Here is a 24947-nt window from a genome sequence, read left to right as displayed (position 1 = left end):
ACCACCACGATCGGGGATTTGTGCGACGAGCCCTCATCCCCGGTCTGGTGTCCGCCCTCGCCCTCGCGGGGCTCGCGTCACCCGCGGGCGCCCACCCTCAGTCCGACCCCCTGCTGGCCGAGAACGCCCTCTACTCGACGGGGCCGATCCCGCGTTCCTCCTGCGCGGAGAAGCCGGTCAAACGGCGCAACCACTACCCGACCGCCAAGGCCTACGTGACCTTCGTCGCCGCCTGTCTCGACCGGGTCTGGGCGAAACAGTTCGCCAAGGCGAAGTTGCCGTTCAGGAAGCCGAAGCTCCAATTGCTCGCCAAGAACCCCGTGTGGCACTGCGACCTCAAATGGGACAAGTGCTGGACGTCCAGCTACTGCGGGGACCACCGGACGATCACCGTCGTCCTCGACCGGCGGCTCCTCCGTGACCCCGACGACCTGTCCCTCTTCACTCTCACCGCCGCGCTCTACGGCCAGCACGTGCAGCGGCTCGCCGGGATCGAGAAGGCGTGGGTGCGGGCTCTCCCCGACCCGGCCGACCTCGGTTACGAGGAGGACGTGGACGACATCATCCGCCGTGTGCTGCTGCAGGCGGAGTGCTTCGGCGCCGCCTTCACCAGCAGCGTCTACGGGTCGATGCCGCGTGACCGGGCCGACTGGGCCGCCGTCGTGCGCAAGAGGGCCAAGGAGCGCCACATGGGGGGAGCGGAGAACATCACATACTGGATGAACCAGGGTTTCGCCTCACGGGACCTGCAGGACTGCAACACGTGGCGGGCGGAGAACTGGCGGGTCGCGTAGCCCCGCCTTGCATGATCGTGCGGCGACCGCCACGATCGTGGGCCTATGCGACGAATCCTGCTCCCCGCCTTGCTCTTATCCCTGGTGACGGCCACCCCGGCCCACGCCGACCCGTCCAGGGACCACAGGCTCATCGACAACGCCCTCTACGACGCGGGACCGATTCCCCGCTCCTCCTGCGCCGAGAAGCCGATCAACCGGCGCAACCACGCGCCGACCGCTCGGAAGTACGTGACCTTCGTGATGGGCTGCCTCGACCGGGTCTGGTCCAAGTACCTCGCCGAGGCTGGCATCCCGTACAAGAAGCCCAAGCTCAAGCTGCTCACCAAGGACCCGAAGAAGTACTGCGGCGTGGACTGGGCGGACTACGAGTACGCCTGGTACTGCTATGACAACAGAGAGATCATGGTCGTCCTCGACCGGACCCTGCTCAACATCGACCCAGACGACCTGTACATCTTCACCATGCTCGCCGGGTTCTACGGCGAGCACGTGCAATATCTGGCGGGCATCGAGGAGGCCAGGCTCGAGGACTCGGGTGAGCCCTACACGGACTTCCGGCGTTCTCTCCTGCAGAGTCTCTGCCTTTCCGGCGCCTTCACCGGTAGCGTCTACAAGTCCATGCCGCGCGATGTGGGCGACTGGAAGTTCATCGTGAAGCAGCGGGGCAAGGTGGTGCAGGACCGCTTCTACGGGAGGCCGGCGAGCATCGCGTACTGGATGAACCGCGGCTTCAAGTCGCGTGACCCCAAGTACTGCAACACCTGGACGGCCCCCAAGGCCAAGGTCGCCTGAAATCTCAGGTTCTTGCCAAGAAGGGTCCCTATCGTCCCGAGCGCCACAACCGCTCACACGAAAGGGAATCCCTCCCATGCGGCGTAGTACCTTCGTCCCCGCTCTGCTCGGCGCGGCTCTGGCCGGCGCCACCCTGGTCGGCGTGGCCCCCGCCTCGGCGACCACCGGCACCCCGTGCGAGAAGGCGCCGTGGATCGGCCAGGTGCAGGGCAAGCCCAAGGGTCTCACCCCGGGGGCGCGGGCCGGTGACTACTTCTGGCACGACAAGGCCGGCTTCCACCTGCGCATCACCCAGAAGAAGCCGCGCAAGGCCACGGTCTACACCGGCACGATCACCTCGAACACCCCGATCCGCGACTTCAAGTGGGTCAAGCTCGAGGAGAAGCAGGACTCGGTCGTGCTGTCCGAGGACAAGCTGACCATCACCTTCAAGGTCGTCAACCACGGCTGGGTCGACGGCTTCTCGTTCCGCACCTCGTGCGCCGACAGCCTCACCGTCTCGGCGCTGACCATCAACTCGAAGCCGCTGCCGGCCGGCAAGGTCTACCTGGGCAAGACCAAGGCCCACCCGGCCTCCATCCCCTTCACCGTGCACCGTAAGGCCTAAACTGCCAGGTCCGGCCACATATGGCCGGAGGAGGTAAAGCAGATGGGCGCACACCGGATTCTCGCCGTGGACGACGACCCGGCGATCCTGCGGGTGCTGCGGCGAGGGCTCACCCTGGAAGGCTTCACCGTGGAGGCGGCCGGCGGCGGCCGGGCCGCGCTGGAGATAGCCGACCAGGTCGACGCGATCGTCCTGGACGTCTCGATGCCCGGCGTGACCGGCATCGAGGTGTGCGCCGAACTGCGCCGCCGGGGCTCGGAGGTGCCGATCCTCATGTTGTCGGCCCTCGACGAGGTCGCCGACCGCGTCGCCGGTCTCACCGCGGGGGCCGACGACTACATGGTCAAACCGTTCGACCTCACCGAACTGGCGCTGCGGCTGCGGGCGCTGCTGCGCCGTGCGGGTGCCGCGGCGCCGGTCGGGTCGGGTGTGCGGGCCGGCGGCCTGGTGCTGGACACCGACGGCCGCGACGCCGTGTTCAACGGCCGGCCGCTGGCGCTCACCCGGCGGGAGTTCGACCTGCTGGAGGTGCTGGCCAGGAACCACGGCATCGTGTTGTCGCGGGAGGTGCTGCTCGAACGCGTCTGGGGGTACGACTTCGCGGTCACCGCCAACGCGGTCGAAACGTTCATCGGCTACCTGCGCAGGAAACTCGAGGCCGAGGGCGAGCCGAGGATCCTGGAGACGGTCCGCGGCGTCGGCTACGTGCTGCGGGTCCGGTCGTGAGGTTGTCGACCCGGTTCGCGCTGGGCGTGGCCGTGCTGGTGCCGCTGCTGGTCGGGCTGTCCGGCCTGCTCTTCGTCCGGTTGTCGGCCGACGACCTGCACACCGCCCGCGACGAACGGCTGATGCAGCGCCTCCAGGCGTTCACCCCCCTGGCCGTCAACCACACCCAGCGCCCGGTCCGCGTCCGCCCGGCGGAGGGCGACCCGGCCGAGGGTGTGTACGTCGATCCGGTCCGCGGCCAGCCCCTGGTCATCGGCGCGGTCCCGCCGGAGCTGCCGCCCCCGGCGACCGCCCCCGCGACCACCGGGACCTGGCGTTACGTCAGCACCGACCTGGGCCGCCGGGGCCGCCTGTGGATCTTCGAGAAGCAGGGCCCGCTCGACTCCCGGATCTCCGCTCTGTACGACCGGCTCCTGATCACCACCCTGATCGCGCTGGTCGCCGGGGCCGCCGCCGGCCTCACCCTCGGCCGGTTCACGCTCCGCCCGCTGACCCGCCTGACCAAGGACGTGAAAGCGGGCAACGGCCGGCTGACCCGCAAGACCCGGGCCCGCGAGATCGACGAGCTCGCCGGCCTGGTCAACGGCCTGCTCGACCGCCGCGACGAGGCCGTCCACCGCACCGCCGAGGCCCTGGAGACCGCCCGCGCCTTCGCCGCCACCGCGGCCCACGAACTGCGCACCCCGCTGACGAGCATGGGCGGCAACATCGCCCTGCTCGGCTACCCGACCCTGCCGCCGGAGGACCGCGTCGAGGTCATCCGCGACCTGGCCATGGAACAGGCCCGCCTCGAACGCCTCATCACGATGCTCCGCCAGCTGGCCAGGGGTGAACTGATGGAACCCGACTCGCTGAAGGACGTCGACCTGGCGGGGGTGTGCGAGGTGGCCGTACAGGAGGCGACCCGCAGGCACCGCCACGCCCGCTTCGTCGCCCACCTCCCCGACGCGGCCATGGTCAGAGGCTGGCCCGAGGGCCTGCGCATGATCGTCGACAACCTCCTGGAGAACGCGGCCGTCCACGGCGTCGGCCCCCACGGGACGGTCCGGGTCGAGCTGAGCGTGCGGGTCGAGGGCACGGTGGCGCTGCTGCGCGTCGCCGACGACGGCCCCGGCATGCCGCGTGAGCTGCACCAGGAGGCCTTCAACCGGTTCAGCCGCCGCGCGGGCAGCCCGGGCACGGGCCTCGGCTTGACGTTGATCCACCAGCAGGTGGTGCTGCACGGCGGCACGGTCGAGATCGAGCCGTCCCCGGGACGGGGGTTGTCGGTGCTGGTCCAGATGCCGATCGCATGGCGTCCCGACGGGCCCAGCGACGGGTTGTCGTGGTTGTCGCTGCACCAGAAGGCCTGATCAGGTGTTCCTGATGCGGCAGACGGGAAGGCCGTCCCAGTCTGCTCGACCGTAGTCCGACCAGTCGGCCTGTCCCGTGAAGCGGATCCAGTCGGCCCTGCTGATCTCCGCGCCGTGTCTACCGTCGCAGGCCACCGCTTCGGGGTCGGCGACGATCTCAGCCAGGCTGCGGAGATCCCACATCGTGCTCCCGCCCGCACCGGCGGTCAGCGCGACGCCGCCGTCGGCACTGAGGGCGGATGAGTCGATGTCGTGGTCGTCTCCCTTCAATCTGGCCAGCAGGACCGGGGCGGACGGGTTCGACAGATTCCAGAGAAAGCCGGAACTGCTTTCGCCGGTCACCAGGGCCGTCCCGCCGTCCGAGGTCAGGGACACGCTGCTGATTCCGGCCAATGGCCCTTCGAACCGGGTGACCCGCCTCGGCGGCGACGAGCCCTCCAGGCGCCACACCTCGAGCTGGGCGGCCGCCCCCACCAGTACCGTCCGTCCGTCAGCACTCACCGCCACGGCGGTCGGGGTGTTCGTGGGGTCGGAGAGATCGGCTGTCTTGACCGGATTCGCCGGGTCGGTGAGGTACCAGCTCCGCACCGTGCCGTCGTCGGCCGAGGTGACGGCCACCCGGCCGTCCGAGCTGAGGCCCAGGTCGACGGCGTAGGAGTTGTGTGCCCTCGTCGTCGACCTCCGCTTCGGACGAGCGCCGTCGGACAGGTCCCACACAGCCAGCTCGCCGTGGAAGTCGGCGATCACCGCCCGTCGCCCGTCGGCCGACAACGCCACCGCTTCGACGGAAACTCCGTCCTGGCTCGGCAAGGTCGCACTCCGGACGGGCTTGGCCGGATCGCCCAGGTCCCATACGGTCGCGCCCTCGTCGCCGGCGGTGATCGCGTTCCGCCCATCGGGCGTCAGTTCCACCGCTGTCTGACCGTTCCGGCCACCCTTCAACGTGGCGAACGCTCCGGTCACCTCGCCGGTCTTCGGATCAAGCCGGCTGGTGAGGTCCCAGACTCCGGCTGCTGCGCCGTCACCGATCAGGGCGGCCCGGCCGTCGGCGCTCAGGGCCGTCTGCCAGGCAGAGCCCGTGCGCAAGTTCAGGTTCTCCCCCCACACCAGCGTGTCGATCAGCTGCGCCCGGATCTCCTCTGCGGGGTGGATCTCGAAGGCCGCGATGGCCAGCGTTCTGGCGGCGGCACGGTCGGTGTCGACCAACTCCGCCGCGTGGAACGCGAGCCGATAGGCTAGTGCCTCATGCCGCTGGGACGCGGCGTCGGCGTGCTCGCGCATCCAGCCGACTCCCAGGGCCAGTGTGACGGCCACAAGCACCGCGACCGTAACGGGCGGGGTCATGCGGATTCTCCGCCGCGCTGCTCCGAGCAGGTCCTTCATTCCAACCTCCAGGACGCAGCGGGGTTTGTCGGTGGTGGCTTCTAGGCTGCGCGACCATGATCGAAGAAGGAATCCAGACCGTCCAGCTGGAGCTTTACGTCGAAGACTGCGCCATCGTCCACCTGCTGGAACAGGACGGCGGGGAGAGCCCCAACCCGGCACGCCGGTTCGGCGACGTCGAGATCCGGGAAGGCGTCGTCGACCTGATGATCAACACCCAGTGGGGAGACGACATCCCGTTCACCGTGACCGTCGCCGATCGCGACCCCGGCATCGAGGACTATGAGGACATCACCGAGATCGACTACTTCTCCCCGTCGGGGCGGCTGGTGATGGCCGGGTTCTCCTACGACTGGATGGAGGAGAGGGCGCCCGCTCTGCCGCCGCTGCCGGCCGGTCCCGGCAACTACCGGTTGCGCTACCACGTCCGCGGCGCCGACTGGGAGAGCTGCATGGAAGGCGACCACCACCTGCAGATCTGGCCCTCGGAACCGGCCGAGCCGAAGGTGGTCAAGGCCACCAGCCGCTACTACAAGCACCTGGTCAGCCAGGTCTAGCTCCGGGGCGCCGCCACCTGCGGTCCGTGCCCGGGCGCGACGGACCCCTGCAGCACCAAGGCCGCGCCGCCGATGGCCGCCGCGTCGCGCGGATTGCTCGACAGGTCGACCTGGACGGGATGGACCTGCCGGGAGAAGGCGCTCTCGCCGAGCCGGCGGCGGATCTCGGTCACGTACAACGAACCGGCGACGGCGAAGCCCGGCCCGGCCAGCACCAGCGTGTCGAGGTCCCACAGGTTGGCCAGGGTCAGCGCGCCGTCGGCGAGCAGGGACGCCGACTCGGCGATCAGGGCGCGGGCCTGGTCGTCGCCGTAGACGGCGGCGCGGGCGAGCACGTCGAAGGCGCGCGGGTAGGGGTCGTCGGGGCGGATGCCCAGGCGGTCGGGCAGGCCGGGGAGGGAGCGGGCGCGGGCGACCAGGGCCGCGGGAGCGGCGTAGAGCTCCAGGCAGCCGCGGTTGCCGCACCGGCAGGGGGCGCCGTCGCGCACCACCGACACGTGGCCGATCTCGCCCGCGTTGGAGCTCGCGCCGCGCTGGAGCGCTCCGTCGAGGACGACGCCCGAGCCGATGCCCGAGTTCATGTAGAGGCAGCCGAAGGTGCGGTCGCGGGAGACCTGGCGTCCCCAGAACTCGCCGACCGAGGCGGCGGCGGCGTCGCTGTCGACCAGCACCGGGACACCGAGGGCCGACAGTTCGTGCCGCAGGTCGAGCTGTTCGAGGCCGGGCACGGCCAGGAAGCGGCCACGCGCCACGTCGACCGGGCCGGGGGCGACGACGGCCAGCCCGGCCACGCTCTGCGGGGCGAGGCCCAGCCCGGCGGTGACGTGGCGGTAGAGCGCGACGAGCTGGGAGACCAGGTCGTCGGAGACCGCGACGAGTTCGCGGCCGATGGTGCCGCCGCGGGTGTCGGTCACCACGCACGTCAACGCGTCGGCGCCGACGCGGATGCCGACGCCGTATGCTGAGCGCGAGTTGATCACCAGCATGGTGCGGGGTTTGCCGCCGGTCGCCACGGTGTCACCGGTCTCCCGCACCACCCCGTCGTCGAGCAGGCGGCGGACGATGTTGGAGATCGTCGGCTGGGTCAGGCCGGTCGCCTTGACGAGTTCGACCCGGCTGATCGGGCCCGACGACCTGATGAGGTCGACGACGAGCGCGCGGCTCCCGGGTCCCGCCGCCGCGGACTCTCGCCTGGCCAAGGCCTGACCGCCTCTCTATCCTTGCCGCCGGACGCGGCGGCATCTGCGCACGAGGTTAGTTCACGAGGAGGACACCGATGATCCCTGGTCCGCGGGCGGGCACGCCGGTGGGGCTGGCCCTGGTGCGGGACGCCGAGGTCCTCGGGGCCGAGCCGTTCTTCCACGAGTTCATCGCGGGCGTGGAGCGGGTGCTGGTGCCGCTCGGCGTGCCGGTGTTGCTGCAGGTGGTGGCCACGGTGGGGCAGGCGTCCGAGCGGATGCGGGGGTGGGCGGCCGAGGGTCAGGTGCAGGGGGTCATCCTGATCGACCTGCTGCCGGGCGACGAGCGGGTGGCGCTGGTCGGCGAGCTGGGCATGCCGGCGATCGTGATCGGCGACCCGGAGACCGCGCGGGGACTGCCGACGGTGTGGACGCAGGACGAGGTCGCCATGCGCGAGGTCGTCGCGAAGCTGGTCGAGAAGGGGCACCGGCATCTCGGTCACGTCGCGGGCCCGGCCGAGATGGCCCACACGATCATCCGCCGCCGCACGTTCGACGAGGTCGCGGCCGGGCACGGCGTCCGCACGACCACGTTCGACGGCGACTACTCCGAGGCGGCCGGGGTGCGGGCCGTCGCGGCGCTGGCCCAGATGGACGACCGGCCGACGGCGCTGGTCTTCGACAACGACGTGATGGCGCTGGGCGCGCTCCAGGAGGCGGGGAGACGTGACCTCGACGTGCCGGCCGATCTGTCGCTCGTCGCCTGGGACGACTCCGCGCTCTGCCAGCTCGCCGAACCTCCGCTCAGCGCGGTCAGCCACGACGTGCAGGCCCTCGGCGAACTGGTGGGGGAGGCCCTGCGGGAGATCCTGTCGGGGGCCCCGGCGACGGTGATCAGGGCGGTGCCCGCGGCCCTCGTCACTCGGGGGTCGAGCATTTAATAGATTACTAATCTTTCTTATTGACGCAGGGGCTTCCTGTCCTGTTTGCTGTGGTTCAGCACACCCCAGCAATGTCTTCGCAACCCCTGAGTAACTCCGGGGACATCAGCAAAGGAAGCCCCATGCGTCGCTTTGCCTTCGCGGCCGGAGCTCTCGTTCTCGCCCTCGCCTCCTGCGGCACCTCCGCCGAGGAGCCCTCGGCCGCCCCCGGCGCCACGAGTGGCGGCTCCATCGACGTCGTCACCCGCTGGACGGCCGGCAACTCGGCCGCCGCGGCCCAGAAGCGCCTCTTCGACAGGTTCACCGCCGAGACCGGCATCACGATCAACCTGACCGAGGGCCTGGAGGCCATCGACGACCAGGTCGAGACCGCCGTCGCGGCCGGCAAGTCGCCCGACCTGGTGATCGTGAACCTCTTCGACAAGACCGTCGGCTGGCTCGACGCCGGGGTGACCGTCCCGGTCGACCAGTACGTCAAGGACTGGGGCCTCGAAGGGAAGATCAAGCCCGAGGCGCTGGACGAGTGGAAGGCGGCCGGGGGGATCCAGGGCCTGCCCTACTCGGGGTTCAGCTGGCCGCTCTGGTACAACACCGAACTGCTCACCAAGGCCGGGGTCGCCGCGCCGCCGAAGACCACCGACGAGCTGAAGGACGCCGCCAAGAAGCTGCGTGCGGCCGGCATCGGCCCGGTCACCGTCGGCGGCAACGACTGGACCGGCCAGAAGCTCTTCTACCAGATCGCCCAGTCGTTCACCGACGCGGCGACGATGCAGAAGGTGATGCGGGAGGGCGGCTACTGCGCGACGCCCACGGTGCTGAAGGGCATCGAGTTGTTCACCGACCTGCGTGACAACGAGGTCTTCGTCGACAACGTCGCGGGCCTGTCGGCCGACGACATGTACGCGTCGTTCTACTCCGGCAAGGCCGCGATCATGTCTGCCGGGTCGTGGGCGTACACGGAGTCGAAGGCGGCCGGCACCGGCATCGAGACCCGCACCACCCTCGGCGGGTTCCCCGTGCCGAGCGGCGCGACCTTCACCAAGCCGACCGCCTACCAGGGCTTCACCGGCGTCGGCTTCATGATCACCAAGCAGGGCGCCTCGCCCGAGAAGATCGACCTGGTCAAGCAGCTCGTCACCCGCTTCTACGACGACGCCACCGTGGGCGACTTCGTGAAGGACAGCAGCATCCTGCCGCCCACCACCGGGGACTTCGCCTCCTACGCGACCGACCCGCTGCTGAAGGCGTCACTCGACCTCGACGGGACCGTCGACTACGCGGTCCTGCCGGACGTCTGGATCGGGTCGGCCTCCGACCCGATCACGACCGTCCTGGCCGGAGCCTATGGCGAGGCCACGCCGCAGGAGATCTGCGCGGGCCTCGACAGTGCCACGCAGGGCTGAGTAGTCACCCGCCGAGTAGGGGCCGCCGTGCGCCGCGGCGGCCCCACCCCGCTTCGAGGAATCCCATGCCCAGGTCCCGCCTGCTCTGGCTGACCGTCCCGTCTCTCCTCTGGTTCGCCGTCTTCTCCGTCGGCCCGCTCGTCGCGATGTTCGTCATCGCCACGCTGAAGTGGAAGGGGCTGCTGTACGAGCCCACGTACATCGGCCTCGGCAACGTCACCAAGGTGTTCGCCGACCCGGTCTTCCACGCCGCCGTCCGCAACAGCCTGATCCAGGTCGCCGTCGCCGTCCCGGTGATGATCCCGCTGGCCTTCATGCTCGGCTACCACCTGAACACCCGGCCGCGCGGCCATCGTGTGCTGTCGGTGCTCTACTTCTCGCCCGGCCTCATCTCGATCTCCACCACCGGCATGATCTTCTACGGCGTGCTCTCGCCGAACGGCGGCGTCAACGGCCTGCTCGGCGCGGTCGGGCTCGACTCGCTGGCCACCGCGTGGCTGGCCGACCCGGCCACCGCGCTGCCGGCCCTCATCGCCGTCGACCTGTGGCGGGGCGTCGGGTGGACGGCCGTGCTGTTCGCGTCCCGGCTCGCCAGCTTGGACGGCGAGGTGCTGGAGGCCGCGCAGATCGACGGCGCGGGCCGGTTCCGCACCATGTGGCGGGTCGCGTTCCCGATGGTCAAGGACTACGTCCGCACGCTGACCATGCTCCAGTTCCTCTGGACGCTGTTCACGTCGGCCGCGCTGATCCTGCTGCTCACCAAGGGCGGGCCGGGCACCTCCTCGACGACGTTGTCCTACCTCGTCTACGCCAAGGCCTTCTCGCAGCGCGACCTCGGCTACAGCCAGGTCGTGGGCGTGGTGCTGCTGCTGGTCGGCATCGCCGGGATGGTCCTGATCAGAGCCCTGTTCCGGACGAAGGAGGAGAGCCGGTGAAGCCGCGCTTCGCGACCGTCCTGTCGTGGCTCTACGCGCTGATGCTGGCGGCGCCGCTCTACTACCTCCTGGTCAGCGCGTTCAAGACCAACATCGAGATCTTCACCGAGCCCTTCGCGCTGCCGTCCCAGTGGCTGTGGCAGAACCTGGAAGAGGCGTGGGAGACCGCGCGGCTCGGCCCGGCGCTGCTCAACTCGGTGCTGGTGTCGGGTGTGGCGATCGTGCTGACGCTGGGCCTGGCGGTGCCCGCCGCCTACGCGCTGGCCCGGACCGGCAACCGGCTCGCCCGCATCGTCACCGGCGCCTTCTCGGCCGGGTTCCTGATCCCGCCGTTCGCGGCGCTGATCCCGACCGTGGTGCTGGCCATCGAACTGGGCCTGTACGGCACCCGCGAGTTCCAGATGGTGTTCCTCCCGGCCAGCGCGTTGCCCCTGTCGGTGCTGCTGCTGACGCAGTTCATGCTGACCGTGCCGCCCGCCCTGGCGGAGTCGGCCGCGATGGAGGGCGCCGGGCACTGGGTGCTGCTGACCAGGGTCTACGTGCCGATCGCGATGCCCGGGGTGGTCAGCGTGGCCATCCTCCAGCTCCTCACCTTCTGGAACGAGTACCTGTTCGCCCTGACGATCACCGGCACCGCGCCGGACGTCCGTACCGTGCAGGTCGCTCTGCCGACTCTGCTCTCCGACGCGACCGACCTCGGCGTGCTCGCCGCGGGCACCGTGCTCACCGTGTTGCCGGTGTACGTCGCGTACGCGCTGCTCAACCGTCGTATGCAGGAAGCACTCACCGCGGGGGCGGTCAAGGGATGACTCAGACAACCGAAACGTCGACCGCCACGCGCCGTGACCTCGGCGGCGTGTGGGAGCTGACCTGGGCCGGCGGCCCGGGGCCCGAACGCTCGATCACGATCCCGGCCACGGTGCCGGGCGAGGTGCACACCGCCCTGATGGCCGCCGGGTTGCTCGACGACCCCGACGTGGGCCTCAACGAGCTGGCCCAGCACTGGGTCGGCCACTCGCAGTGGACCTACCGGCGCACCTTCCGTCATGTGAAGGGCGGCCGGACCGACCTGGTGGCCGACGGCCTCGACACCATCGCCGACGTCTACGTGAACGGCCGGAAGGTCGGCAGCGCCCGCGACCAGCATCTCGCCTACCGCTGGCGGGTCGACGACGTGCTCGTCGACGGCGAGAACACGGTCGAGATCCGGTTCGCCTCCGCCTGGGAGGCGGCGCTCGCGCACGAACACGAGCACGGCCCGCTGCCCAGCCCCTACGACGAGCCCTACGCCCACGTCCGCAAGGCCGCCGCGAACTTCGGCTGGGACTGGGGGCCCCACTTCGTGACGGCCGGGATCTGGCGGGACATCCGGCTGGAGACGTACACGGCCCGGATCGACCACGTCCGGCCCTTGGTGACGCTGGCGGGCGGAAAGGCCCTGGTCGACGTGCGGGTGCGGGTCGACGCGCCCGAGGGCGCCGAGGTCCGGGCCGAACTGACCGATCCGTCCGGGCGGGTGCGGCCGGCGATCGGCTTCGTCGAGGGCGACGAGGCCCGGCTGCTCGTCGAGGTCGACGACCCGCGACTGTGGTGGCCGGTCGGGCTGGGCGCCCAGCCGCTCTACCGCCTCGACGTGACGCTGGGGGAGTTCGACGCCGTCACCACCCGCCTCGGGCTGCGCAGCGTGGAGATCGACGAGAGCCCCGACGAGCTCGGCACCCGGTGGGCGCTGGTCGTGAACGGCCGGAAGGTGAAGATCCGGGGCTACAACTGGATCCCCGACGACACCTTCGCGAGCCGGGCCACGCCCGAGCGCACCGCCGAGCGCATCGACCAGGCCGTCGCCGGAAACGCGAACCTGCTGCGCGTCTGGGGCGGGGGTCACTTCGTCACCGAAGAGTTCCTCGACGCGTGTGACGAGCGGGGCGTCCTGGTGTGGCACGACTTCCTCTTCGCGTGCGCCGCGTACTGCGAGGACGACGAGATGGTCGAGCTGGTCACCGCCGAGGCCGAGCAGGCCGTGGCCCGGATGGCCGCGCATCCCAGCCTCGTGATCTGGTGCGGCGGCAACGAGACCGTGCTCGGCTGGCACCACTGGGGCTGGGCCGACCAGGTCGGCGTCCGGGGCTGGGGCGCGCGCTACTACCTCGACCTGCTGCCGAAGGTGCTCGAACGGCTCGACCCGACCCGGCCCTACCTGGCGAACTCGCCCTGGTCGGGCACGATCGACCGCGACCCCGCCGCCGACACCCACGGCGTCAGCCATCTCTGGGACGCCTGGAACGAGCGCGACTATGCCTGCTATCGCTATCACGACCCGTCGTTCGTGTCGGAGATGGGCTGGTGCGGCCCGCCCGCGTGGACCACGCTGCAGCGCGCCGTGCCGGGGGAGCAGCCCGGCCCCGGCTCGCCCCTGACCAGGCACCACCTGCGCGCCATCGACGGCATGCACAAGCTGACCCGCGGCCTCCAGCCGCACGTGCCGGCCCCGCGCAGCGACGCCGACTGGCACTTCGCCACCCAGGTCGTGCAGGCCCGCGCGGTCGCGGCCGGGGTCGAGTGGTTGCGGTCGCGGGAACGCTGCGCGGGCGCGGTGGTCTGGCAGCTCAACGACTGCTGGCCGGTGATCAGCTGGTCGGCCGTCGACAGCGCGGGCATCGAGAAGCCGCTCTGGTACGCCCTCCGCCACGCCTTCGCCCCGAGGCTGGTGACCGTGCAGCCGGTGCGTCCCGGCCCGACCCACGACCCCAGCGGCGACGCCGGCCTGGAGGTCGTGCTGGTCAACGACACGGCGACCGGCTGGGAGACCGACGTGGTCGTGCGGCGGGTCTCCCTCGACGGACGGGAGCTCGCCGCGACGGAACTCCGGCTGGCCTGTCCGGCCGGTGACCTGGTGAAACGCGCGATCGACCTGACCCCCGACGACCCCGCCGCCGAGATGCTCGTCGTCGAGGCCGACGGGACGCGCACCACCTGGACCTTCAAGCCCGACCGCGAGCTGACCGCTCCGCGGCCGGACCGCACCGTCGGCGTCACCGTCGCCGACGGCGAACTGCACCTCACGGTCACCGCCGTGACCACCCTGCGCGACGTGTGCGTGGCCGCCGACCGGCTCGCCGGCGAACTCGGCCTCGAACCGCACGCGCTCTCGGTGGACACCGCTCTCGTCACGCTGCTGCCCGGCGAGAGCCACACCTTCAGAGTCACCCGCCGAGACGGTCATGTGATCGGCCATGCCGTCCTCCCCCACCCCCTGCTCGACGCAGCGGTCCGGTCCTTCGGAGAGGTCACCGGGCCGCATCGCAAAGGAATCCGATGAGACTCAAGGCCATACTCGGCGGCCTGATAAGCGCCGTCCTGGTCGCGACGACGCTCACGCCGTCGCACGCGGCCGCCGGGCGCCAGCTGCACGTGGCGAAGACCGGCGACGACACCAACGCGGGCACCGCCCAGGCGCCCTACCTCACCATCAACAAGGCCGCCCAGGAGGCGCAACCCGGCGACACCGTCGTCGTGCACGCCGGCCTCTACCGCGAATGGGTGCGCCCGGTCCGCGGCGGCACGGGCGAGGACACCCGCATCACGTACACCAGCGCCGGTGACGGCGAGGTGACGATCAAGGGCTCCGAGGAGATCGACACCTGGACGCCGCACGGCGGCGACGTCTGGAAGGTCACCCTCCCCGACTCCTACTTCGGCTCCTTCAACCCCTACACCGCCAAGCAGTGGCAGGGCGGCGAGGGCGGCTCGTTCCCCGGGTACAGCGCCGGTGACGTCTACCTGAACGAGCAGGCCTACTACCAGAAGCCGTCGCTGAGCGCGGTCACGGCGGCGGCGAACACCTGGTTCGCCGAGGCCGGGGGCGGCACCACCACGATCTACGCCAACTTCGACGGCGCCGACCCGAACGCCAAGCTCGCCGAGATCAACGTGCGCCGCCAGATCTTCGCGCCGGAGGCGTGGGGCCTGGGCTACATCACCGTCCACGGCTTCACGGTCAAGCACGCGGCCGGCACCTACTCCGACTTCCCGAGCAGCCCCGAACGCCGCCAGGCCGGCGCGATCAGCGTCAACGGCGGCCTGCGCTGGATCATCGAGCAGAACAAGGTGATCAACGCCCGCACCATCGCCATCGACATCGGCCTCGGCTGCGACGAGTGGGCGGGCAACCGGCCCGGCACGACCCGGACCCACTTCCGCGACGTCGCCAAGTACGGCTCGCACATCGTCCGCAACAACTACATCGGCAAGGCCGGACAGTCGGGCATCGCGGGCGTGTTCTCGTGGAACTCCGAGCTGCTCTACAACCTGATCGAGGACACCAACTACCGAGGCGAGTTCAGCGGCGCCGAGACGGCCCCGATCAAGGTCCACTACATGAACGAGGGCCTGATCAAGGGGAACTACGTCCGGAACTCCAAGGGCGGCAACTCGGCCGGCATCTGGACCGACTGGGGCAACCAGAACGTCCGCGTCACCGGCAACATCGTGATGAACACGCCGTGGGGCTACTACGCCGAGGCCGTGCACGGCCCGATCCTCGTCGACAACAACGTGTTCGTCGGCGACAACGACATCCGCATGCTCGACGCCACCGGCGTCGTCTACGCCAACAACCTCTTCCTCGACAGCGGGCGCTTCGCGGTCGACGGCGGCGGCCGGGACAACTACTACTTCCAGCCCGGCACGATGAACGAGACCAGCGCGCCCAACCCGGTCCAGAAGTTCTTCTGGTTCAACAACCTGGTCCAGGGCATGACGCTGCCGTCCGATGCGACCGACAAGACCCACGTCAAGGAGGGCAACGCCACCGGCGCACTCTCGAACGTGCAGGTCGCGGCCACCAACAAAGACGTCAAGCTCGACTTCACGCTGACCGGCGGCACCGGGGCCACCCCGGCGACCCGCGCCCGCGTCGGGACCATCCCGCTCGCGAACGAGTCGATCGCCGCCGACGTCACCACCGACTTCTTCGGCAAGCCGTTCAGCGGGGTCGCCGGACCGTTCGCCGAGGCCAAGCAGGGCGCCAACTCCTTCACGTTGTGGCCCCCGGCGGGCCAGACCGTGCCGGAGCCGCCCGCGCCGCCGGTCGACGTGCCGACGAACCTGTCGCGCAGCGCCGACGCGAAGGCGACCGCCTCCTACGAGGACGGCACGTACGTCGCGAAGAACGCCATCGACGGCAACGGCTCCTCGCGCTGGTCGAGCGACCACAGCAACGACCCGAACGCGTGGGTGCAGGTCGACCTCGGCGACGTCTACGACGTCTCGCGCGTCGTGCTCCAGTGGGAGGCGGCCTACGGGAGGTCGTACAAGCTCCAGATCTCCAACACCGGAGACCAGTGGACCGACGCGTTCTCCACCACCACCGGGGCCGGCGGCGTGGAGACGATCCAGGTCCGCAAGCAGGCGCGCTACGTGCGCATGCAGGGCGTCCTGCCACAGACCCAGTACGGCTATTCGATCTACGAGTTCGAGATCTACGGCACCCCTGTGCAGCCGGAGGTCCCGGTCAACATCGTGCTGAACCTGGCGCCGTCGGCCTACACGGCCTCCTCGCAGTCGAACGACGGCAGCGGGCCGGTGAACAGTCAGCCGCAGAACGACCGGTCGGCGTTCCGCGCCTTCGACGGCAACGACGCCACCCGGTGGGGCTCCGACGGCGGCGACACGCAGTGGCTCCAGGTCGACACGGGCAAGGCGCAAATCGTCGATCGGGTGCTGCTGAAATGGGAGGCGGCCTACGCGTCCCAGTACAAGATCCAGACCTCCGCGAACGGCACGCAGTGGACCGACGTGTCGGCTCAGACCGGTGACGGCGGCACCGACGAGATCACCTTCGCCCAGCCCGTCGAGGGCCGCTACTTCCGGGTCCAGGGCGTCAAGGCCGCCACCCAGTGGGGCCTGTCGCTCTACGAGTTCGAGGTGTACGGAAAGGCGAAGCCCGCCGACACGGGCCCGGCCTGGCCGCCCTCGGCGCAACTGTCGATCTCCAACCTGACCGGCACAGCGGGCAGTGCCACCTGGCCCGCCGCGTCCGGCAACGTGACCGGCTACAAGGTCTACCTTGGGGCGGCGCTGAAGGCGACGCTGGGCGCCGACGCGCGCACCTACGTCCTGTCCGGCCTCTCGGCGGGCCAGACCTACACGGTCAAGATCGTCCCGGTCGGCTCCGTCGACGGCGCCGGGCTCACCCGGACCTTCACCACCCCGGGCAACCCCGCGACGCGGGCCATCTCCACGACCTACCCGCGTGCCTACGCCGACTGGGAGGAGGGGCTGCTCGCCGGTGACGGCAAGCAGGGCCTGATCGTCTTCGGCGACCCGCGCGACGAGACGACGGTCTTCACCGACCGCGACTTCTTCATGGCCCGGACCGAGGCCCGGCCGCACCGCACCTTCAACACCGTCAGCCAGGGCAACCTCCAGCGGATCCGCGACCTGCTGATCGGCGGCCAGTACCAGCAGGCCAACCAGCTCGCGGCCGACGTCCAGGGTTACCAGGGCGGCGGCGAGGGCTCCAAGCACCCCGGCTTCAAGATGACCATGCACGTCGCCGGGACCGGCGACGTCGTCAACTACGCCCGCTCGACCGACTACTCGGCCGGCGTCGTGTCGGTGAACTGGACCGACGACAAGGGCGACTGGCGGCGCGACGCGTTCGTGTCGCAGACCGACCACGTGGCCGTGCAGTACCTCCCCGCGCCGGCGGGCCAGAAGCTCGACGTCCGGCTCGGCCTGTCGATCGACCCCGGGATGAACCTGCTCAACAAGGGTCTGGTGGCGACGGACAACTCGTCCGTCGACTACCTGAACCTGCGGGTCAAGTACCCGAACGGCAGCTACGACGCCGGGTACGAGGGCGTGACCCGGATCGTCACCGACGGCGTCCGGTCCAAGGTCGGCAACGAGGTGCAGGTCACCGGGGCCACTTATGTCCTGCTGCTGACCCTGACCCAGCGCTATGACGGCACCTACGAGGGCGGGGTCCCGGCCGAGCAGGACTGGAACAAGAACCTCCTCCAGGCCAGGCTGGCCGCGCTGCCGGGCGACTACACGGTCCTGCGGGACCGGCACGTCGCCAAGCACAGCGAGATGTTCGACCGCGTGGCCGTCGACTTCGGCGCCTCGGCCGCCGACCGCTCGAAGTCGAACGAGGACCTGCTCGCCGAGCAGAAGACGTCCACGACCCCGAACCTCGCCCTGTTCGAGCGCATGTTCAACTCGGGCCGCTACCACCTGATCGGGTCGAGCAGCGCGACCGCGCCGCCCGACCTGCTCGGCAACTGGACCGGCGACAGCAACGTGGGCTGGGACGGCTACTACCACCTCGACGCCAACCTCAACCTGCAGATCTCCGGCGGCAACATCGGGAACCTGCCCGAGGTCATGCGGGGCTACTGGGCGATCAACAAGGCCTGGCAGAAGGACTTCCGCACCAACGCCCAGAAACTGCTCGGCACCCGGGGGATGCTGACCGGCGGCAACACGCCCAACGGCGAGGGCCTGATCTCCAACATCAACTTCGACTACCCGTACCAGTACGTCACGGGCGGCGAGTCGTGGCTGCTCTACCCGTTCTGGGAGTACTACCAGATCAGCGGCGACCGCACGTTCCTGGAGCAGCAGTACTACCCGCTGATCCGCGACATGGGCGACTTCTACGAGGACTTCCTGGTCTCCAAGGACCAGAACGGCAAGTACGTCTTCGCCGGGTCGATCTCGCCCGAGAACCGTGCGGCGGGCGGGGTGCCTCTCTCGGTCAACTCCGTGTACGACATCGCCGGCGCGAGGTTCGCGCTGGAGACCCTGATCGCCACCAGCAGGACGCTGGGCAGGGACGCCGACAAGATCCCGGTCTGGCAGGAGAAGCTCGACAACCTCCCGCCCTACCTGATCAACGACGACGGCGCGCTGGCCGAATGGGCCTGGCCCGACCTCGCGAACAAGAACGCCTACCAGCACCGCCACTCCAGCGGCCTGATGCCGGTCTGGCCGTACGGCGAGGTCACCCCGGAGAAGAGCAAGGCCCTGTACGACGCGGCCCGGGTCTTCCTGCAGAAGAAGGACGGCGGCAACTACGAGAACGCCGGTCACGGCCTGCTGCACGGCGCACTGATCGCGGCCAACCTCAACAACGCCGACTCGGTCAACGCGAAACTGATGCGCTTCGCGAAGGACGACTACTACTACAGCAGCCTCGCGACCAGCCACTACAACAACAAGGGCGTCTTCGCGACCGACGTGGTCAACTCGGTGCCCACGATCATGATGGAGATGCTGGCTCTCAGCGACCCCGGCTCCCTGGAACTGCTCCCGGCCCTGCCGAAGGGCCTGAAGAAGGGCAGCATCTCGGGCCTGAAGGGCAAGAGCCGCTTCACGATCGACGAGCTCACCTGGGACCTGGACACCCACAAGGCCCGCGTGACCATCACCTCGGACGTGGACCAGAACCTCACCCTGATCCAGCGCGCCGGCATCGAGCAGATCACCGGCGCCCCGGTGCAGAACTCGCCGCTGGGCGGCATCGCCCGGGTCGTCCCGTTGAAAGCAGGCCGGCCGGTGACGCTGGACCTGACCCTGCGCGACGTGAGCCGGGTGAACCTGGCCCTGAACAAGCCCGCGACCGCCTCGTCGCAGTCGAACGCCGACCAGGCCCCTGCCAAGGCCTTCGACGGCGACCCGGTCTCCCGCTGGGCCGCCGGTGAGGACCCGGCCAACTGGGTGCAGGTCGACCTGGGCGGCGTCTACGCCCTCACCGAGGTCGACCTGGTCTGGGAGGCGGCCTACGCCAAGCGCTACAGGCTCCAGGTCTCCATGGACGGCCAGGCGTGGACCGACGTGTTCACCCAGAACACCGGCGCCGGCGGCACGGAGAAGATCCCGGTGAACGTCCAGGGCCGGTACGTCCGGATGCAGGGCGTCGAGAAGGCCACGCAGTGGGGCTACTCGCTCTACGAGTTCGAGGTCTACGGCCAGGAGGCGCCCAACATCGCGCTCGGCAAGACGGCCTCGGCCTCCTCGGCCTCCAACGCCTCGCAGACCGCCGCCGCGGCCTTCGACGGCGACGGTTCGTCCCGCTGGAGCGCCAGCGAGGCGGCGGACAACTGGCTCCAGGTGGACCTGGGGGAGACCTACCGCGTCTACCGCGTGGCCATCGACTGGGAGGACTCCTACGCCAAGGGCTACAAGATCCAGACCTCGCCCGACGGCCAGGCGTGGACCGATGTGTTCACCGAGACGAACGGCAACGGCGGCACCGACGTCGTCGACCTCGCGACGAACACCCGCTTCATCCGCATGCAGGGCGTCACGAAGTCGGGCCAGTGGGGCTATTCGATCTACGAGATGAAGGTGTACGGCTCCATTCCGCAGACCGGCAACACCATCCTCGTCTCCGGCGTCGAGGACGGCGCGTCGTACGGCGACAGCCAGGACCTCACGATCGGCTGGGTGGTCACCGGCAGCGGCGTCACGACCGTGACCGGCACCCTCGACGACCAGCCCCTGACCAGCGGCACGGTCCAGCCGCTCTACCGGCTCGGCCTGGGCGAGCACACCCTGACCGTGACGGCCGAAACGAGCGGGGGCGCGAGGTTCGAGCAGTCGCTGACGTTCACGACGGTCACCACGACCGACGAGATCGCGGCCCTGATCGTGCGCTTCAAAACCGCCGGCGACCTGTCGGCCACCGGCGCGCTGAAGCTGACGGACGACATCTCGAAGGTCATGGTCTCGGAGGACAAGGGCCGCGAACGCGACCAGAAGAAGATCGTCAAGAAACTGACCCGCTTCACCGAGGCGGTCGAGGACCCGAAGCTCGTCACCAACCCGGTCGTGAAGGCGACCTTCCTCCGCGACGCCACCACCCTGATCGAGGCCAACCGGCCTGAGTAGAAGTCCGGCGCGGTGGGCCGCCACCACACCGGATGCCGGGTCCCGTCACCGAGACCCGGCGGTCGGCGCGTCCCCGCCGCTGAGCGATCAGCGGCGGGGACGTTCACGTTCCACCCGCCAAGGAGATTCACCCGATGCGCCCGTCAGCTAGATTCTTCGCCGCTTTCGGACCGCGCCGGGACACGCCGGAGGACGCCGGTACTGATCACCAGCGGCTTCGGAGCCAGTTGATTGTCGCGCGCCGTCCGTGTTCGCGCCGCTCCCGCAGATGCGGGGCATGCGCCAGGCCGGGGAGCGCGGCGGTGTGGGTCCAATAACTGGCGAGCGCGACGAGGAAGGCGTCGACGTGGTCATGTTCCGCGCCGGAACCGAACAGCGACTCGGGGTCCTGGCCGCCGAGGTCTGACTGCAGCAGCAGGAGAACCAGGTCGGTCCATGCGGGCCCGACGCAGGAGCGCCCCCAGTCGACGATCCGCGCCGTGCCGGTCTCCGGATCTATGACGATGTTGTCGAAACGCGGGTCGAAGTGCACCAGCGAGTCACCGACGACGATGTCGCTCCAGACCGCCTCGACGGAGGCCAGCCGCGCCAGGTGCCGCCGCTCCCATTCCCCGACGTCCTCGACGGCGACCGGCCCCCACCGGCCGTCGCGTTCGAGCCCCCGCCAGGTCTCACACCGCCCGGCCATCCGCTCGCCCAGCGTCGGCAGACCGTCGACGGGTGAAGGCGTGAGCTCCCGCGCACAGATCGCGAGCATGTCGAGCGCGGCGGCCAGTTCGTCCGCCCGCCACGGCTCGTGCGGCAGCGCCCCCGGCGCGACGTCGAAACAGAGCAGGAACCACCCGGCCACCTCGAACGCGAAGCGCAACCGCGGGGTGGGGACGGCCCAGGGGAGCGCGGCGGCCACCACGGCCTCGGTCCGATAGTCCTGGACGTTCCCGGCGTCGTCCCGAACCGCCTTCACGAAGACCTGGTCACCGTCGGCCAGAAAGGCGACCCCCAGAACACCGAACGAGAAACCCCCCTGCCGCTCCTCGAACCCGACGACCGCTGTCCCAAGCCGGGTCCCGACTTCGTCGATGACGGCGGCGGGAAGCTCGGTCCAGGCGACGCGCTGCGTTCTCATGGACGTCATTCGGGCGGGACCAGGCCGTGGTCCGCAAGGGCCTTGAGGGCCTTTTCCATGCATTCGTCGGCCGAGAACGCGTCCACGCGCACTGACCACTCGCCATTGGTCGCGTGAAAGGTCCATGGCCGGACGCCGCCCCGGCCGGCGTCCACGCGGAGGAGCGCGTCGACGTCACACTCCAATAGCCAGTCGAGCAAGGCGATGGCGTCCATCACGGCACGGTACAGCACCCCTTGACGATCGGGCCGGAACGCGGTCTTGTGGGTGAAGCGGTTTTCACAAGATCTTGACTCGGTGAGTGAGTCGTGTTGTCATCGGGATACCCTCCATTACCTGCCAGTTTGATAGGAAATTCCGCATGCGCACACTCCGTCGGGCAGCGATCACGACCGCACTCCTCTTAGCGGCGGCAGGCCTCCACGTCATCCAGAGCGGCGCGGCGCAGGCCGCGCTTCCGACCGCGGCCGTCGCGCTCGGCGACAGCTTCGTCAGCGGCGAAGGCGCCGGCGACTACCAGCCCGTCGTCGACGCCAACGGCACCGCGCAGGGCTTCCCCGGCTGGTCGGCGCCCAACAACAACGCCTACTTCTGCCACCGCTCCGCCAACGCCTCGCTGTTCAAGGCCGATCTCCCCGGCATCCAGGACCGGTTCAACCTGGCCTGCTCCGGCGGCCAGCCGCACGACGTCGCCAACGCCTCCAGCGCCCGCGCCAACGGCCGCACCGTCAAGTCGCAGCTCGACCAGCTTCGCGCCGTCGCGCAGACGCACGACATCGACGTCGTCCTCATCGGCCTCGGCTCCAACAACACCCAGTTCACCTTCGGCGACGTGGCCACCCTGTGCGCCAACCGCTTCATCGCCGACGCCTGGACCGGCTGGTGGGAGTTCTGGGCCTACCTCGGGGGAGACGTGCCGCAGGAGCCGTGCACGGTGTCCGACCTCGCCAGCCCGGCGGAGGTCACCACGGCCACCGACGAGACCACCGCCGCGCTGCGCCAGATCCTCGACACCCTCGCCCAGGTCGACGCCGACGGCGTGCACCAGGTGGTGCTCCAGACGTACACGAACCCCCTGCCTCTGGACGTCGCCCCGCAGTACCGCGACGAGGACGGCCGCACCGACACCCGCGACAAGTTCCGCGACCTCGGCGCGGAACGGTACGCGGCCGGATGCCCCATCCACCGCGCCAGCCTCGCCCCCGGGCACGTCTTCTCGTCCAACCTCGGTGACCTGGTCAAGAACGTGTACACGACCCTGGCCGCCGAACGCCCGGCCGCGAACCTGCGCGTGCTCGACGTGCAGCGCGCCTTCGACGGCGCCCGCCTGTGCGAGAACCCCGGCAGCCCGTCGGGCACCCTCGCCACGCCGGTCAGGGTGATGGAAGGCCCGACCGGGAACCACGTCACGAGCCTGTCCGGCTGGGACAAGATCCGCATCCAGCGTGCGGCCAACGCCTGCGTGACCTACTTCCAGACCTGCCAGGAGTCGTGGCACCCCAACGCCGCCGGGCACAACGTCCTCGGCCAGTGCCTCTCGGGCGCGCTGACCGCCGCTACCCGGACGGTCGTGACGTGCGCACGGAACGCCAACGGGACTCTGACCATCTCCTGACCCCGGCCGCGACGGCGAGCAGCACGACACTCGCCACGAGGTCGAGCACGTAGTGGTTGCCCGTGACGACGACCACCACCGCCATCCCGACGGGAAACGCCCACGCCAGGACCGCCAGGCGTGGGCGTGCGGCCCAGACGGCGTAGGCAGCCCAGAGCGACCAGCCGAAATGGAGGCTGGGAAACGCGGAATAGAGGTTCGCGCCCCGCGACCCGACGACGTCGGCGATTCCCGGGAGCGCGAAGCGCGGCGGCGACATCGGGATCGTGAAGAAGACCACGAGAGCGAGCAGGAGCATCAGCACCATGGTGCCGCGGGCTCTGACGTAGACGTCCGGACGGCGGAGGAAGAGCCAGACGAGAACGGCCGCCAGGACGATGTAATAGAGGCGGTAATAAAGAATCGCCGGCTGGATGAACGCCGGATGGGCGGTGAGCCACTGATTCGCGGCCGCCTCGACGTCCAGCCCCAAAGCGCGTTCCCACGACTGGAGAACAAGCGCGTTGGCGGTGGCCTCGCCGGCGACGCCTTCTCCGGCGGCGGCGTGCAGGCGGGAGAACAGCAGAAATATGAAGACCAATAAGGCGAGTTCGCCGACGATCCTCAGCAGGCGGGGGGTTCCGCGCATACGGAGACCCTAGATGCTCGGACCTGGGTCAGCAGTTCAGCGTCGCCCAGTTCTTCGGCGGTCCATTCCATGAGCGAACACGTGTAGTCGTTGCCGTCAGGCGCGGCGAGATAACGGCGAACCACCCGCTCCGCCCGCCGGTCACCCCGTCTCGCCAGCCCGTACGCCGCCTCCGCGGCGACGACCACGACCGCGTCGTCGAGCCGGACCGACAGCGCCTCGCGGATGGCCGTGTCGTCCGCGTCGAGCCCCGCGAGACCGGTCGTCGCGCACTCCCGGTTCTCGTCGTCGTCCGTTTCCCGGCTGATTCGGACGAGCGCCGCGACGGCCTCGGCGTCGTCGGTCCGCATCACGTTCGGCAGACTCCACGCGGCGGCGTAGCGAACGCCGTTGTGGGAATGGCCGGCCGAGTTCAGCACCTCGGGAAGGGCCCGCCCGTCGCCGAGATGCCCCAGCGCGAACAGCACCGAACGGAGCACCTTGGGATCGCATTCCCGCCGCGCCATCTCCCGCAGGATCGGCAGACTGCGGTCGAGGAACGGCTTGGCGTCGCCTCGGTGACCGAGTTGCGCCAGAACGTCGGCGCCGAGTTCGCGCTCTCCGCTCAGGTCGCCGGCGCACAGTCGTGCCGCCGCCTCGAAGATCCCGGCGTCACCGCGCCTGTGCAGTGCCGCGACGATCTCCCACCGTTCGTCGTCGGTGTCCGAGACGAGGGCCCTGGAGATCAGTTCCTCGAAGGGCATGGTCATGCCACAAGTGTGAAAAATGGGCACACGTCCTGTAAAGCGAGTTGTGAAGGGGTACCTTCTCCTTCGCCCCGGACGAGATCCACACGGCCAACGTTAGCGGGGGCGTGCAGGACGTCGAGCTGCTGGGCACTCGCCCTGGCGTCACCCTCGTCGACCACGTGCGCATCTCGTTCGCCTGGGGCGGCTTCCCCGGCCACGACGCGCTCGCCGTGCCCCCGAAGGTCGTCGAGGAGGTGCGCCACGACCTGCTGATGTTCTGAC

The 24947-nt window shown here is 69.7% G+C and carries 20 protein-coding genes; 14 read left to right on the top strand and 6 right to left on the bottom strand.

The genetic code is table 11. The annotated features are described in order from the left end of the window. The first annotated feature begins 20 nt into the window (after positions 1 to 20). From QSK34_RS19265 to QSK34_RS19245, 5 genes are all read left to right on the top strand, one after another. On the top strand, positions 21 to 794 hold the full coding sequence (locus QSK34_RS19265; RefSeq protein ID WP_285585614.1) for a neutral zinc metallopeptidase: 774 nt from the start codon (positions 21 to 23) through the stop codon (positions 792 to 794). A 45-nt stretch (positions 795 to 839) separates the two neighbouring features. Beyond that, positions 840 to 1589, top strand: a complete 750-nt coding sequence (locus QSK34_RS19260) for a neutral zinc metallopeptidase (RefSeq protein ID WP_285585613.1) — start codon at positions 840 to 842, stop codon at positions 1587 to 1589. Between the two features lie 76 nt (positions 1590 to 1665). Further along, entirely contained in the window at positions 1666 to 2196 is a 531-nt protein-coding gene (locus QSK34_RS19255; protein ID WP_285585611.1) for a hypothetical protein, read from the top strand. 42 nt (positions 2197 to 2238) lie between these two features. Continuing rightward, positions 2239 to 2922 (top strand): response regulator transcription factor, encoded by a 684-nt coding sequence (locus QSK34_RS19250; RefSeq protein ID WP_285585610.1) that lies wholly within the window; start codon positions 2239 to 2241, stop codon positions 2920 to 2922. Next, positions 2919 to 4274 (top strand): sensor histidine kinase, encoded by a 1356-nt coding sequence (locus tag QSK34_RS19245; protein ID WP_285585609.1) that lies wholly within the window; start codon positions 2919 to 2921, stop codon positions 4272 to 4274. The genes QSK34_RS19250 and QSK34_RS19245 overlap by 4 nt, the downstream gene beginning before the upstream one ends. On the opposite strand, the gene QSK34_RS19240 is transcribed toward QSK34_RS19245, so the two are convergent. Next, complete coding sequence (locus tag QSK34_RS19240) at positions 4275 to 5657, bottom strand: WD40 repeat domain-containing protein (protein WP_285585608.1); 1383 nt, start codon at positions 5655 to 5657, stop codon at positions 4275 to 4277. A 56-nt stretch (positions 5658 to 5713) separates the two neighbouring features. On the opposite strand from QSK34_RS19240, the gene QSK34_RS19235 reads away from it, so the two are divergent. After that, a complete protein-coding gene (locus QSK34_RS19235; RefSeq protein WP_285585607.1) occupies positions 5714 to 6214 on the top strand; it encodes a hypothetical protein in 501 nt (166 codons plus the stop codon). On the opposite strand, the gene QSK34_RS19230 is transcribed toward QSK34_RS19235, so the two are convergent. Further along, positions 6211 to 7413: an ROK family transcriptional regulator gene (locus QSK34_RS19230; RefSeq protein ID WP_285585606.1), complete on the bottom strand. Its 1203-nt coding sequence runs from the start codon at positions 7411 to 7413 to the stop codon at positions 6211 to 6213. The two genes, QSK34_RS19235 and QSK34_RS19230, sit on opposite strands and share 4 nt — an antisense overlap. A 77-nt stretch (positions 7414 to 7490) precedes the next feature. Here QSK34_RS19230 and QSK34_RS19225 point away from each other — a divergent pair, with 77 nt between their 5' ends. The 6 genes from QSK34_RS19225 to QSK34_RS19200 all read left to right on the top strand — a co-directional run bounded on the left by QSK34_RS19225 (position 7491) and on the right by QSK34_RS19200 (position 20568). Beyond that, positions 7491 to 8333, top strand: a complete 843-nt coding sequence (locus QSK34_RS19225; RefSeq protein ID WP_285585605.1) for a LacI family DNA-binding transcriptional regulator — start codon at positions 7491 to 7493, stop codon at positions 8331 to 8333. Positions 8334 to 8455: 122 nt separating this feature from the next. Continuing rightward, positions 8456 to 9736 carry an ABC transporter substrate-binding protein gene (locus QSK34_RS19220; RefSeq protein WP_285585604.1) on the top strand — a complete coding sequence of 427 codons (1281 nt, stop codon included), beginning with the start codon at positions 8456 to 8458 and terminating at the stop codon, positions 9734 to 9736. Positions 9737 to 9801: 65 nt separating this feature from the next. Then, entirely contained in the window at positions 9802 to 10671 is an 870-nt protein-coding gene (locus QSK34_RS19215) for a carbohydrate ABC transporter permease (protein WP_285585603.1), read from the top strand. Further along, entirely contained in the window at positions 10668 to 11480 is an 813-nt protein-coding gene (locus QSK34_RS19210; protein WP_285585602.1) for a carbohydrate ABC transporter permease, read from the top strand. Before QSK34_RS19215 ends, QSK34_RS19210 begins: the two co-directional genes overlap by 4 nt. Beyond that, a complete protein-coding gene (locus QSK34_RS19205; protein WP_285585601.1) occupies positions 11477 to 13990 on the top strand; it encodes a glycoside hydrolase family 2 protein in 2514 nt (837 codons plus the stop codon). The genes QSK34_RS19210 and QSK34_RS19205 overlap by 4 nt, the downstream gene beginning before the upstream one ends. After that, positions 13987 to 20568 (top strand): discoidin domain-containing protein, encoded by a 6582-nt coding sequence (locus QSK34_RS19200; RefSeq protein WP_285585600.1) that lies wholly within the window; start codon positions 13987 to 13989, stop codon positions 20566 to 20568. Before QSK34_RS19205 ends, QSK34_RS19200 begins: the two co-directional genes overlap by 4 nt. Before the next feature lie 205 nt (positions 20569 to 20773). Here the strand turns inward: QSK34_RS19200 and QSK34_RS19195 are convergent, their stop codons facing one another. After that, positions 20774 to 21694, bottom strand: a complete 921-nt coding sequence (locus QSK34_RS19195) for a phosphotransferase (protein WP_285585599.1) — start codon at positions 21692 to 21694, stop codon at positions 20774 to 20776. Between the two features lie 5 nt (positions 21695 to 21699). Then, positions 21700 to 21909, bottom strand: a complete 210-nt coding sequence (locus QSK34_RS19190) for a hypothetical protein (RefSeq protein WP_161482436.1) — start codon at positions 21907 to 21909, stop codon at positions 21700 to 21702. Positions 21910 to 22055: 146 nt separating this feature from the next. Here QSK34_RS19190 and QSK34_RS19185 point away from each other — a divergent pair, with 146 nt between their 5' ends. Further along, on the top strand, positions 22056 to 23309 hold the full coding sequence (locus QSK34_RS19185) for an SGNH/GDSL hydrolase family protein (RefSeq protein WP_285585598.1): 1254 nt from the start codon (positions 22056 to 22058) through the stop codon (positions 23307 to 23309). Here QSK34_RS19185 and QSK34_RS19180 read toward each other — a convergent pair. Together QSK34_RS19180 and QSK34_RS19175 are read right to left on the bottom strand one after the other, a co-directional pair. After that, a complete protein-coding gene (locus tag QSK34_RS19180) occupies positions 23251 to 23937 on the bottom strand; it encodes a phosphatase PAP2 family protein (RefSeq protein ID WP_285585596.1) in 687 nt (228 codons plus the stop codon). The two genes, QSK34_RS19185 and QSK34_RS19180, sit on opposite strands and share 59 nt — an antisense overlap. Continuing rightward, complete coding sequence (locus QSK34_RS19175) at positions 23913 to 24686, bottom strand: HEAT repeat domain-containing protein (protein ID WP_285585595.1); 774 nt, start codon at positions 24684 to 24686, stop codon at positions 23913 to 23915. Before QSK34_RS19175 ends, QSK34_RS19180 begins: the two co-directional genes overlap by 25 nt. Before the next feature lie 104 nt (positions 24687 to 24790). Here QSK34_RS19175 and QSK34_RS19170 point away from each other — a divergent pair, with 104 nt between their 5' ends. Further along, complete coding sequence (locus QSK34_RS19170; RefSeq protein ID WP_285585594.1) at positions 24791 to 24946, top strand: hypothetical protein; 156 nt, start codon at positions 24791 to 24793, stop codon at positions 24944 to 24946. The last annotated feature ends 1 nt before the right edge of the window (position 24947 follow it).

It is taken from the genome of Herbidospora sp. NBRC 101105 (assembly GCF_030269205.1).
Classification (GTDB): Bacteria; Actinomycetota; Actinomycetes; order Streptosporangiales; family Streptosporangiaceae; genus Herbidospora; species Herbidospora solisilvae.
The sequence above is the reverse complement of the archived record's forward strand: the minus strand, read 5'-3'. Positions and strand labels throughout refer to the sequence as shown.

Coding starts and splice junctions, on each gene's coding strand:
- QSK34_RS19260 (WP_285585613.1), top strand. CDS start 840: ATGCGACGAATCCTGCTCCCCGCCTTGCTCTTATCCCTGGTGACGGCC.
- QSK34_RS19255 (WP_285585611.1), top strand. CDS start 1,666: ATGCGGCGTAGTACCTTCGTCCCCGCTCTGCTCGGCGCGGCTCTGGCC.
- QSK34_RS19250 (WP_285585610.1), top strand. CDS start 2,239: ATGGGCGCACACCGGATTCTCGCCGTGGACGACGACCCGGCGATCCTG.
- QSK34_RS19240 (WP_285585608.1), bottom strand. CDS start 5,657: ATGAAGGACCTGCTCGGAGCAGCGCGGCGGAGAATCCGCATGACCCCG.
- QSK34_RS19235 (WP_285585607.1), top strand. CDS start 5,714: ATGATCGAAGAAGGAATCCAGACCGTCCAGCTGGAGCTTTACGTCGAA.
- QSK34_RS19225 (WP_285585605.1), top strand. CDS start 7,491: ATGATCCCTGGTCCGCGGGCGGGCACGCCGGTGGGGCTGGCCCTGGTG.
- QSK34_RS19220 (WP_285585604.1), top strand. CDS start 8,456: ATGCGTCGCTTTGCCTTCGCGGCCGGAGCTCTCGTTCTCGCCCTCGCC.
- QSK34_RS19215 (WP_285585603.1), top strand. CDS start 9,802: ATGCCCAGGTCCCGCCTGCTCTGGCTGACCGTCCCGTCTCTCCTCTGG.
- QSK34_RS19205 (WP_285585601.1), top strand. CDS start 11,477: ATGACTCAGACAACCGAAACGTCGACCGCCACGCGCCGTGACCTCGGC.
- QSK34_RS19200 (WP_285585600.1), top strand. CDS start 13,987: ATGAGACTCAAGGCCATACTCGGCGGCCTGATAAGCGCCGTCCTGGTC.
- QSK34_RS19195 (WP_285585599.1), bottom strand. CDS start 21,694: ATGAGAACGCAGCGCGTCGCCTGGACCGAGCTTCCCGCCGCCGTCATC.
- QSK34_RS19190 (WP_161482436.1), bottom strand. CDS start 21,909: ATGGACGCCATCGCCTTGCTCGACTGGCTATTGGAGTGTGACGTCGAC.
- QSK34_RS19185 (WP_285585598.1), top strand. CDS start 22,056: ATGCGCACACTCCGTCGGGCAGCGATCACGACCGCACTCCTCTTAGCG.
- QSK34_RS19180 (WP_285585596.1), bottom strand. CDS start 23,937: ATGCGCGGAACCCCCCGCCTGCTGAGGATCGTCGGCGAACTCGCCTTA.
- QSK34_RS19175 (WP_285585595.1), bottom strand. CDS start 24,686: ATGACCATGCCCTTCGAGGAACTGATCTCCAGGGCCCTCGTCTCGGAC.